This window comes from Polaribacter sargassicola (assembly GCF_021991835.1).
GTDB classification, from domain to species: domain Bacteria; phylum Bacteroidota; class Bacteroidia; order Flavobacteriales; family Flavobacteriaceae; genus Polaribacter; species Polaribacter sargassicola.
Genome location: NZ_JAHDAU010000197.1, coordinates 1 through 292, shown reverse-complemented (window position 1 = coordinate 292; position 292 = coordinate 1). Strand labels below are relative to the sequence as shown.

At 33.9% G+C, this 292-nt stretch carries 1 protein-coding gene; it reads left to right on the top strand.

Going from position 1 to position 292, the window contains the following annotated elements; all coding sequences use genetic code 11:
- The coding region (locus KI686_RS16465) for an endonuclease/exonuclease/phosphatase family protein (protein WP_497801195.1) at positions 1-292 on the top strand (292 nt) is incomplete at both ends.

Here is a 292-nt window from a genome sequence, read left to right as displayed (position 1 = left end):
TATGACAAATCCTTTTTATGAGAATATTATGGTACGCCATGATATGCAAACTCTGGCCTTTTATAATGTTGAAAATCTATTTGACTTAAAAAGTAATAAGTACACTAATGACCGTGAATTTATTTCAAGTTCGGTTAAAAACTGGACCCCAAAGCGCTATGAAAACAAACTGAGAAAGTTAGGGTTTTGCATGGCAAATATTGGTCGAAGAGAAACAGGTAAACACCCTGCCTTAATTGGTTTGGCTGAAGTAGAAAATAAAACGGTTTTAAACGATTTATTAGAGTCCAAG